This window comes from Baia soyae, from assembly GCF_004341445.1.
Taxonomy (GTDB): Bacteria; Bacillota; Bacilli; order Thermoactinomycetales; family Thermoactinomycetaceae; genus Baia; species Baia soyae.
The window spans coordinates 1-10,079 of sequence record NZ_SLXV01000061.1 but is presented as its reverse complement, the minus strand read 5'-3'; the positions used below and the strand labels follow the sequence as shown (position 1 = coordinate 10,079).

The following is a 10,079-nucleotide window of genomic DNA, read 5'->3' as shown; positions in this document are numbered from 1 at the left end:
CACGGTGGACACCCTTGCCTTAAGCTAATGGCTACTGCTACCTTCACCATTCGGGACTTTCACCCTATAGACTACGCCCATGCCGGGCGCACATTAAATAACAAGGCAACAAAGAATTGCTACCTTGTTATTTTCGAGAAAATTTCCTCATCTTCAAACAAAATAGTAACACCATCCGGTGAAAACTGGATTTGATACACACTTGCCCAAGTCGTATCAGGCCCTTTCCAAACCGTTTTCATGCTACCACCACGAAAATAATTCACAATCACTTTTATCGTAATCGAATGAGAAACAACCAAGATATTTGATCCGTTATGCTCCTTTAGGAGTTGTTGTAAAAAGGGAATCGCTCGATTCTCAACATCGTATAAAGTCTCTCCTTGCGATTCGCTAGCTTTATATAGTTCAGGCGATTCATTAATACAGATTAAATCTGTTGGGAAGAGTTCTTGGATTTCTGTCCACTCTCTTCCTTCCCAGACACCGAAACTCATTTCCATTAACGAATCAGTGGGTATGATTTCCATATCTTGTCGTTTTTTTAAGTAAGAGGCCGTTTCTAATGCACGATGACTAGAGCTTGAGTAAATACATGAAAAGGGAATTTCATCAAGCCGCTCAGCTAATCCTTTTGCTTGTTCTACACCCGTATCTGTAAGCGGAGAATCAAGTCTTCCTTGTAATCTTTTTTCGATATTCCACTGAGTTTGTCCATGCCTTACCAAGTATAAATTCGTAATCAAAAAATCACCCTTTTATCTGTGGCTATAGTTCCTGCTTGTTATTACTATACCATGCTCTAAATTGAAATCCATCTAGAACTACTGTTTACATAGCCAGAAGAGCAGTGGTCGAATAGACCTCCCAGCCCTCGATCATCCAAATAGACGTATAAAAAGCTAACTACACTCACAAAGTACTAACTACTACCCTTAGGGAGGAACCGCCAAATGATTACATACTCCATGGACATCCAAGCCCCCATTGAACATGTATTTCAATTCATCGATGAAGAAGAAAAAACAAAACTATGGATGAAAGAACTAGTCGGAACCACATACATAGGCACATTTGATCCAGAAAACCCAGTAGGAACCAAGTTCAAACAAAAACTAAAAGAAGGCGGACGAATCGCAGAGTATGACGGCGAAGTCCTAGCCTACGAAAAACCAAAACTACTCTCCATCCGTTTAGGAAACAAAATGTTCTCCGTAGATGTTACATACCAGTTATCTGAAACTCCAAACGGAACTCGATTACACTACACTTGTACGCAAACCTTTCATACCTTCCTAGCCCGAGTTATGGGAACATTATTTAGTGGATTTATGAAGAAAATATTTCAAAAGCAAATGAAAGCACTAAAAGAAGTAGCAGAATCTCGCTAAAACAAAGAGCTATCTACAAGTAACGTTCTACTCATAGATAGCTCTTTCATCATACAAATCGCCTACTCATTACACTCAATCTTATCTTCAAAGTTAGAAGAATGCATATACGTATCTGCCCACCAGTTGTGAACCACATACCATTTATCCGATCCGTTTACCATCTCGCCTTTAACAGCACCTGCAAATAAATGCGTACCAAAAAGCAGCTTCGTCGGCCTACTTTCGTGAGGCTTCGAAGAAAGGAACGGAGCCATTAAAGATACAACTCCACCTTTATCAGCTATTTCTTTTTTGATCGTAGCATTAAACTGGATATCAGATCTTGTACAGGTATGATCTTTCCCTGTGTATAGAATCGGATCATAAGGAGCCGGCTCCTCGCTAGCAAATGCGTGTCCACCCATTGACATGCCCACTACCGTACAACATCCCATCGCGAATAGTGCAAGTTTCTTTTTCATCACAATCACTCCTTCGTTATATTCAAACCTCTACCAATATAACGAATGGTTTCCCTTTACAACAGTTCGCAAAGTTGCAAACAACAAAAAAACTTGGAATCGCACAAGAATCCCAAGTTTTTTTTTCCTATATTCCATTATTTCTTCTCAATCGTCGCAGTCGCATTACAGCCATAAACGTGACGCTCACAAACTAACTGCACAGAATACTTACCTTGGCCCACCTTCTTTTGAAAAGACTTAGACTCATTCGGGAGAATATATCCATCTACCACGGCACTCGAATCGCCATTCGCATCTGTATGTAGAACTTTGTATCTCACTGCCCTCGGATTGGTAGCCCATCCTGACTGGTTATGAATACTTAGCTCGATGGTCCCTTGACCCTGTACGCTCACCATATCCGATTTCACATGGTATTGATCTTCATGAAGCTGCACTACTTGTCGATCTCCTCCATTAGCGGATACGACAGCACTTAGAGCCAAGACAGCTGTGGAAACGAGAGAAGCAACTTTCATTTTCATATAAATTTCTCCTTATGTACGTTAATGTATTAAAAACCCAATAATGATAATTCTACGATATTGCCTAAATCCCCTCTTTTAGATCCAGAATAGGATTTAGAAAATAAAGAATCCAGTTATTAGGAAGTGATTTCAACCGTTTCCCTATATGAAAACCAAAAAATGTTCAATAGTATACGCTATACTTTGGTTATCATAAGAGAAAGAATAAACATGGGAGAAGATCATGGATGAAAATCGGAATTGTATTGAAGCTATTTTCATTTACAACTGGATTATGCATGCTCATTATCGCAACAATTTTTATCGGGCAAACGGTGTTCTTTAAAAAATATTATGAAAATCAAAAAGTAGCAAATACAAAAGAACGAATGGTAGCCTTACAGAAGAAATACGAGGAAGCAAAGTTTTCTAATGTTAGTAACCTTAAACAGGAATTTTATCGTGATGCAACTTGGATGACCATCTTAGATGATCGTGGAAGGATGTTATATTCCGATGACTTTACTCTTGAAGTCCAAGTAAACAAACAACTGAATCCCATGAAGAAAGAGACACAAGTCCTGCATCTTCCCCTGTACTATTTTTTTACGATCGATGAGATAAAGAAAGACGAGTCTGTAAAAGTGGGGAATGAAATTAGATTGGGAGGGTTCGAAAAAGACGACACATTTATCCCTACGTGGGTAGTGATCGGAGATGAAGGCCAACGGTCTAAACGGAATGAACAGTTAGATAATAAGCTACGACGTGAGTTAGGAAATCAAAGTCAGGCCACGTTTTTAGGAACGATCAAACATGTAGAGTTTCCGACTATGTCATCTAGTTATATTTACGCAAACAGCCTATTCCTCGAAAGGATTGTATCTTTTCAAGGAGCCATGGCCATGAAAAAGCCACCCCGAATGTATACAGAGTCCACTGAATTAGTAGAAGAAAATGTAGACGGGGAGGGTGTTCGATATAAATTCTTAACACAACCATTTAAAGGTCCCGAAGGCAAAACGTACTATATGGTCGCTATGACTTCGTTACAACCTGTTAGCGAAGCCGTTCAAATGTTGGAAGGGTATTATATTTATCTCATTATCTTAGTACTCCTTCTCACCATGCTCCTTTCTTTTTATTATTCGAAACGGATTGCACGGCCTCTCCTTCAAATCAATAAAACGACCCAAAAGATCGCACGCCTTGATTTTTCGGAAATGGTAACCGTCCATTCGAAAGACGAAATTGGGGATTTATCGAAAAACATTAATGAGCTATCCAGTAAGTTACAGTCTTATATCGAAAAATTACAGGATGATATCGAAAGGGAGAAGCAGTTAGAGGAGACTAGAAAAGAATTTATTGCCAGCGTATCACATGAACTGAAAACCCCTCTAAGTATTATGAAAAGCTGTGTCTCGATCCTCAAAGATGGGGTTGCTGCTCATAAGAGCGATCATTATTTTAATGCCATGGAAAAAGAAGTAGATAAAATGGATATGCTGATCGTGGATATGCTCGAATTGGCAAAGTTCGAATCGGGTACATACAAAATAGAGCTGGAACCCTTTTATATTGATGAAGTGATAGAGCAAGTTTGTGATCAGCTATCATGGGAGATGGACAAAAAGCAATTGCAATTGGATCGAGAGCTAGATCACGTTCAAGTCATGTCCAATCAGAATCGGATTGAACAAGTACTTACCAACTTTATTACAAATGCCATTCGATACACTCCAGAGCGAGAACGAATCATCGTCTCAATCATAGAGGAGAACGAGCAGGTAAAAGTGTGTGTAGAGAACAAAGGAACCCATATTTCACAGTCACAACTCGATAAAATTTGGGATCGTTTTTATCGAGTTGATGCCGCGCGTAAGCGTTCAACAGGTGGTACTGGATTAGGTCTGGCTATATCCAAAAAAATATTAGAATTGCATGGTTCATCCTATAGTGTACATAACACAGAGGATGGCGTGCTATTTTATTTCTATTTGAAGAAAGCATAAAAACAGCAACTATAACGAAGGAAAATCCTTCTGTTATAATCGCTGTTTTTGCTGTCTATTAGCCAATCACACAGCTAACATCCGATCTAACGCTACTTTCGACCAATAAATCGTATCCGCATCCACTTCAATCTGGTTCACTGGATTGCCGTCCATGATGCTATCGAGTGTCCAAAGTAGGTGTGGTCGATCAATCCGGTTCATTGTTAGACAAGGGCACATCGTTGTGCTGAGTAGCTGGATTTGTTGGTCCGGATACTCTTGTGCGAGACGTTGTACCAGGTTAACTTCTGTCCCGATCGCCCACTTCGTCCCTGGAGCGGCAGCTGCTACTTTTTTGATAATGTAGTCCGTCGATCCGTTATAGTCCGATGCTTGCACCACTTCAAAACAGCACTCTGGATGAACGAGAATGTTAATCTCTGGATCCAGTTTGCGCAGGCGATCAATTTGTTCAACGGTAAACTTCTGATGAACGGAGCAGTGACCTTTCCAGAGGATCATGCGAACATCTTCTAGGTCGCCTTTTTGCTGTTCAAATTCACCGCTTCCCGGACTCCAGATCACCATCTCTTCGAGTGGAATTCCCATTTCAAAGGCTGTATTACGCCCTAAATGTTGGTCAGGTAGGAAAAGAATGCGCTTTTTCTGTTCAAACGCCCATTTGAGTACCTGATGCGCATTAGAGGAGGTACAAGTCGTCCCACCATGTTTCCCAACAAATGCTTTAATCGCCGCAGTTGAGTTTACATAAGTAACTGGGATTACGGTGTCGCCAAATTTCTCGGTGATCACTTCCCATGCTTCCTCTACATCCTCGATATCAGCCATATCGGCCATCGAACAACCAGCTTTTAAATCGGGTAGGATGATGATTTGTTCGTCTGCCGCTAAGGTATCGGCTGTTTCCGCCATGAAGTGAACTCCGCAGAAGATGATATACTTCGCATCTCTCTGCTCTGCACCAATTCTCGCGAGCTTTAAGGAATCTCCGCGGAAATCAGCGTGCCTGATGACGTCATCGCGTTGATAGTGATGCCCTAGGATGACGAGATCATCTCCAAGCTGTGCCTTTGCAGCGCTAATCCGACGATCCAGTTCTTCATCGGATAAGCTACGGTACTCTACTGGTAGATGGTCTACCACATTTGGAACCATTCCTACTGCCATGAGTCTCCCTCCAATTCCTCCACGAAGTCTAAACTAATATCGAGTGCCTGAGCTGAGTGTGTTAAGAATCCGAGAGACACGGCATCTACACCTGTCTCGGCAATCCCGCGAATAGTTTCAGGCGTGATGCCCCCTGAAGCTTCCACCCACACTTTACGATCGATCAAGCGAACGGCTTCACGCAAAGTATCCACAGACATGTTATCAAGTAAAATCGCATTTACATCTACGGTAAGGATTTCTTTCACTTGCTCCAATGTATCGGCCTCTACTTCCACTTGCACCATATGACCGACACGCCTGCGAACAGCTTCTACTGCTTTTTGAATGCTTCCCGCCATCGCGATATGATTATCTTTCAGCATAACTCCGTGACTTAGTCCAAAACGGTGATTCGTTCCGCCACCCATGCGAACGGCGTACTTCTCAAGTTGCCGTAAGCCGGGAGTTGTCTTCCGAGTATCTAAGACATGACAAGGAAGCCCTTCTACTAAATCAACCAATTGACGAGTCAATGTCGCAATTCCTGACATCCGTTGTAGAAGATTTAGTGCAACGCGTTCGCCTGTTAAAATCGTACGGGTCAAGCCTTCTATGCGAGCGACTTCCGTTCCTTTGCTTACTCGCTCTCCTTCTTCCACTACTATCCTAAAGCGAATGCTCGGATCTAACTCTTGAAAGACCATCTCCGCCACTGGCAATCCTGCGATCACGCCATCTTGTTTCGCAAGTAAAATCGCGACACTCTTATGACCCGCAGGTACGATGGATTCGGTCGTCAGATCCCCTGCTCCTACATCTTCGTTCAATACATCACGAATAAACTGACGCAATTGAATGGAATTCATCTTTTATTCTCCTAGATTACATGATGTTTTTCTGCCCATTTATCCTTCGTTTCTGGGAAATCTTCCCTATAATGCCCCCCGCGACTTTCTTCACGAGCGAGCGCAGATTCTAAGATGATTTGTGCAGTAATTAACATATTTCTACATTCAAAAAAGCCACGTTCTATTTTATCACGTAATTGCCTAATGTGTACCAATCCTGTTTCCAAACGTTCTCGATTTCGCACAATTCCACAATGATCCCACATAATCTCCCGAATCTCGTTTTTCCAGATCTTTGCTTGCTCAGGATCTGTGTAATCATGAACATATTCTGGAAAATTGATTTCCTGCATCAGAAGATCAGGAAGGGCGGAGACGCTATCCGCCACTCGCTGGGCAAAGACAGCACCTTCTAATAAGGAATTACTCGCTAAGCGATTTGCACCATGAACACCTGTACAGGCCACTTCTCCACAAGCAAATAATCTCTCGATATTGGTCCTACCGTCTAAATCGGTTTGAATGCCTCCCATAATAAAATGGGTAGCGGGTGTCACAGGGATCAAATCAGTCCGAGGATCGATTCCATGCTTCATACAATGGCGAAAAATCTTCGGGAATCGCTCTGGAAAGGAGTCCCCTATCCCAGTCGCATCTAAGTAGATAGAGCGCCCTTGCTGCATTTCGGTATAAATAGAACGAGATACGACATCACGAGGGGCTAGGTCTTCCCAGTCATGATAGCGCTTCATAAACTTCTCACCCAAATCATTCACGAGAAATGCGCCCTCTCCTCGTACCGCTTCGGAGATGAGAAACATCGGATTTTGTTCCACTGCTAATGCGGTCGGGTGAAATTGGATAAATTCCATATCAACTAGCTTCGCACCAGCTCGATGGGCTAAAGCAAATCCATCACCTGTGGTAACCAGATCATTGGTTGTATAACGAAACACCTGTCCACAACCACCCGTAGCCAATATGACTCCTTTGCGAGCGGTAAGCACTTGTTGCTTTCTTTCTGCATCCATCATGATGACACCGTGGCAGATTCCATTCCTTACGATTAGTTCCTGTACCACTGTGTGCGGGTGTAATTGTATATTTGATTGTTCATGTACTTTTTCTAAAAGGGATGAGGTAATCCCAGCTCCCGTAGAGTCTCCCGTTACATGCAAAATCCGTGAGACACTATGAGATCCTTCTCGACCTAACGACCAACCATCATCCGAGCGATCAAAACGGGTTCCCCACTCAGACAGTTTATCGATGGTGTTCGGTCCCATCTGAACTAACATGTTAACGGACTCGACATTACATAGCCCCACTCCTGTTCGCAAAGTGTCTTCTTGATGTAAGATAGGAGAATCATCTTCTCCGACAGCAGCGGCAATTCCACCTTGGGCACGCCAAGAATTACTTTCTTCTTGCTTTGCCTTTGTGAGAATCATCACATGACCAGTACGACCAAGAGACAGAGCAGTAGTAAGACCAGCAATTCCACTGCCGATAACGATATAATCGGTTTGTACCATCGACATCGTTAGGCATCCTTCTTTCACAAAATGTTAACAATTTACTTCAGTTTCATTTTCTCAGGAAATCAAATAATGTCAATAACCAATTCCACAAATCCTCCAATTTCTTACTTTAGGAGGATGAGTTTGCTCTCTGATTCGGTATAATGAATAGTGAAAACAGACGTTTGCAAAGGGGAATTTCGCTTTGAAGACCATTTATTTAGATTACGGTGCTACAAGTCCCGTCCGCGAAGAAGCCCTTCATGCTATGATGCCTTATTTTCAATTAGAATATGGCAATCCAGGAAGCATCCATGATTTGGGACAACAATCAGGCGATGCGATTCAGCGTGCACGAGTCCAGATCGCACAAGCCATAGGAGCAACGAGTCCCCGTGAAATCATCTTTACCAGTAGTGGTACCGAGGCCAATAATCTGGCCATCATCGGGGGCGCGAGAAAAAGAAAACATCACGGTAGCCATATTATTACCAGTTCCATCGAACACCCCGCCGTTTTAGAAGCATGCCGATATTTGGAACGAGAAGGTTTCCAGGTAACCTATTTACCTGTGGATTCGTATGGACGCATACAAGTAAAAGACGTTGCAAATGCCATAACAGAGAAGACAATCCTCGTTACGATTATGGCCGCTAATAATGAAGTGGGGACGATTCAACCGATTACGGAAATCGGTCAATTGTTACAAGATAGTTCCATTTTGTTTCACACAGATGCGGTACAATATATAGGGAAGGTTCCTTGTTCCGTCGAAGATTTGGGAGTCGATCTCCTTTCCATCGGAAGCCACAAACTATATGGCCCGAAAGGAATCGGTGCTCTTTATATTCGCAAAGGAGTCCGGATTGAACCCCTTTTCCACGGCGGCGGACAGGAAAGAGAGATTCGCCCCTCTACCTTAAACACGCCTGCTATTGTTGGCTTCGGGATAGCAACTGAACTCGCAGTCCAAGAAATTAAGCAAGAATCCGAGCGCCTAACTGCATTACGAGAATATGCTTGGTCGCGCATTCATCAGGAAATCGGCGATGTGGACCTAAACGGACATCCTACCACTCGCCTCCCTAACAACCTCAATCTCAGCTTTCATCGAGTAGAGGGGCAGGCAATCCTTCTGGAGCTAAATCGTCAACAAATTTATGTGTCTAGCGGTTCCGCTTGTAGTGCTGGGAAACATCGTCCTTCCCACGTGCTCCGTGCTATGGGCCGTTCAGACGAAGTAGCCCACCAAAGTATGCGTATCACCCTAGGAAAAGATACGACCCAAGAAGACATCGATATCATGATCCAGCATCTCTCACAAGTTCTTACCTATTTGCGTTCCTTGTTCATATAACAAAATTGGTTGATAAACCCATAGCCCATCCAATCTAGAGAACGGAGGGATTTCACCATATGAGACTTGTCAGGTGGCTCTTGAGACTATCCCTACTCGCTGTCCTCACCGGAGGAACTTGGATCTTACTCATGTATGCCCAACAAATCAATTATCGTGTACGCGATCAAAGCTATCTAATGAGTACCCATCTCTCATACACTATCTTTTTTATCTTTGCTCTTCTGCTTCCGATATTCTTGTACAACATCTTTCGAAATCGCAAAAGAGTAGCCGCGCTCAAACGTAGCTTCTACTTATTTACCGCTTTTTATCTTATTATGGCTCCAATCGTTGTTTTAGCCTTTGATAACTATTTACTGGCCACACCTCATGGAATTACATACAACACGTTTACGAGCTTAAATCAAAATGAGATCGAAGAATGGTCCAGTATTGAGAAACTAACTTTAGATTATAGCAAAGAAAGTTCACTTACCGGAAAAGGCGGATACCGACTCCAGTTTATCGTGGACAGCAAAAATCGTGACCCCATTGACTTAAATAATTATAATTCTCCTCTCTATAAGAAAGGCCAGTTTTTAATTATTTATGAGAGAATAGCTAGCCATGGAGTCCCGATCGAAATAGCTCGTCCGTTGCCGAAGGAAGGCGTTGATCCGGACTCACTGGTAGCAGAGATATATCAACTTGCACAAAAACAAAAAGAAAGACCTTAAGCTGATCGATGAACTGCACCCCAATTGTTGGACACGAAAAATCCACCAATTGGAGGTGCTTTTTCTATGACTAAGTATTCAATAGAGATTAGATTGGAAGCTGC

10 protein-coding genes are annotated in these 10,079 nt (G+C 42.6%); 4 read left to right on the top strand and 6 right to left on the bottom strand.

The window, feature by feature from the left end; all coding sequences use genetic code 11:
• Positions 1–119: 119 nt before the first annotated feature.
• The gene (locus tag EDD57_RS13645; protein ID WP_131849967.1) at positions 120–746 is read right to left on the bottom strand and encodes a histidine phosphatase family protein; all 627 of its coding nucleotides are present in this window, start codon (positions 744–746) and stop codon (positions 120–122) included.
• 207 nt (positions 747–953) lie between these two features.
• Here EDD57_RS13645 and EDD57_RS13640 point away from each other — a divergent pair, with 207 nt between their 5' ends.
• A complete protein-coding gene (locus tag EDD57_RS13640; protein WP_131849966.1) occupies positions 954–1,391 on the top strand; it encodes an SRPBCC family protein in 438 nt (145 codons plus the stop codon).
• A 62-nt stretch (positions 1,392–1,453) separates the two neighbouring features.
• Here EDD57_RS13640 and EDD57_RS13635 read toward each other — a convergent pair whose 3' ends face one another.
• A complete protein-coding gene (locus EDD57_RS13635) occupies positions 1,454–1,855 on the bottom strand; it encodes a hypothetical protein (RefSeq protein ID WP_131849965.1) in 402 nt (133 codons plus the stop codon).
• A 137-nt stretch (positions 1,856–1,992) separates the two neighbouring features.
• Positions 1,993–2,382: a hypothetical protein gene (locus tag EDD57_RS13630; RefSeq protein WP_131849964.1), complete on the bottom strand. Its 390-nt coding sequence runs from the start codon at positions 2,380–2,382 to the stop codon at positions 1,993–1,995.
• Positions 2,383–2,612: 230 nt separating this feature from the next.
• Between EDD57_RS13630 and EDD57_RS13625 the strand changes: the two genes are divergently transcribed.
• Positions 2,613–4,379, top strand: coding sequence for a HAMP domain-containing sensor histidine kinase (locus tag EDD57_RS13625; RefSeq protein ID WP_131849963.1), 1,767 nt, complete (start codon positions 2,613–2,615; stop codon positions 4,377–4,379).
• A gap of 66 nt (positions 4,380–4,445) precedes the next feature.
• Here EDD57_RS13625 and nadA read toward each other — a convergent pair whose 3' ends face one another.
• Genes nadA through EDD57_RS13610 form a run of 3 tightly spaced genes read right to left on the bottom strand, consistent with a single transcriptional unit; the run spans position 4,446 to position 7,920 of the window.
• Positions 4,446–5,549, bottom strand: a complete 1,104-nt coding sequence (gene nadA, locus EDD57_RS13620) for a quinolinate synthase NadA (protein ID WP_131849962.1) — start codon at positions 5,547–5,549, stop codon at positions 4,446–4,448.
• Positions 5,540–6,397, bottom strand: a complete 858-nt coding sequence (gene nadC / locus EDD57_RS13615) for a carboxylating nicotinate-nucleotide diphosphorylase (RefSeq protein WP_131849961.1) — start codon at positions 6,395–6,397, stop codon at positions 5,540–5,542. The genes nadA and nadC overlap by 10 nt, the downstream gene beginning before the upstream one ends.
• A gap of 11 nt (positions 6,398–6,408) precedes the next feature.
• A complete protein-coding gene (locus EDD57_RS13610) occupies positions 6,409–7,920 on the bottom strand; it encodes an L-aspartate oxidase (protein ID WP_131849960.1) in 1,512 nt (503 codons plus the stop codon).
• Positions 7,921–8,104: 184 nt separating this feature from the next.
• Here EDD57_RS13610 and EDD57_RS13605 point away from each other — a divergent pair, with 184 nt between their 5' ends.
• A complete protein-coding gene (locus EDD57_RS13605) occupies positions 8,105–9,256 on the top strand; it encodes a cysteine desulfurase family protein (protein WP_131849959.1) in 1,152 nt (383 codons plus the stop codon).
• 59 nt (positions 9,257–9,315) lie between these two features.
• Positions 9,316–9,975 carry a hypothetical protein gene (locus tag EDD57_RS13600; RefSeq protein ID WP_131849958.1) on the top strand — a complete coding sequence of 220 codons (660 nt, stop codon included), beginning with the start codon at positions 9,316–9,318 and terminating at the stop codon, positions 9,973–9,975.
• Positions 9,976–10,079 lie beyond the last annotated feature (104 nt).

Bases quoted from the DNA above. Each gene is read 5' to 3' on its own strand.
- EDD57_RS13635 (WP_131849965.1), bottom strand. From the start codon at position 1,855: ATGAAAAAGAAACTTGCACTATTCGCGATGGGATGTTGTACGGTAGTG.
- nadA (WP_131849962.1), bottom strand. From the start codon at position 5,549: ATGGCAGTAGGAATGGTTCCAAATGTGGTAGACCATCTACCAGTAGAG.
- EDD57_RS13630 (WP_131849964.1), bottom strand. From the start codon at position 2,382: ATGAAAATGAAAGTTGCTTCTCTCGTTTCCACAGCTGTCTTGGCTCTA.
- EDD57_RS13600 (WP_131849958.1), top strand. From the start codon at position 9,316: ATGAGACTTGTCAGGTGGCTCTTGAGACTATCCCTACTCGCTGTCCTC.
- nadC (WP_131849961.1), bottom strand. From the start codon at position 6,397: ATGAATTCCATTCAATTGCGTCAGTTTATTCGTGATGTATTGAACGAA.
- EDD57_RS13640 (WP_131849966.1), top strand. From the start codon at position 954: ATGATTACATACTCCATGGACATCCAAGCCCCCATTGAACATGTATTT.
- EDD57_RS13610 (WP_131849960.1), bottom strand. From the start codon at position 7,920: ATGTCGATGGTACAAACCGATTATATCGTTATCGGCAGTGGAATTGCT.
- EDD57_RS13625 (WP_131849963.1), top strand. From the start codon at position 2,613: ATGAAAATCGGAATTGTATTGAAGCTATTTTCATTTACAACTGGATTA.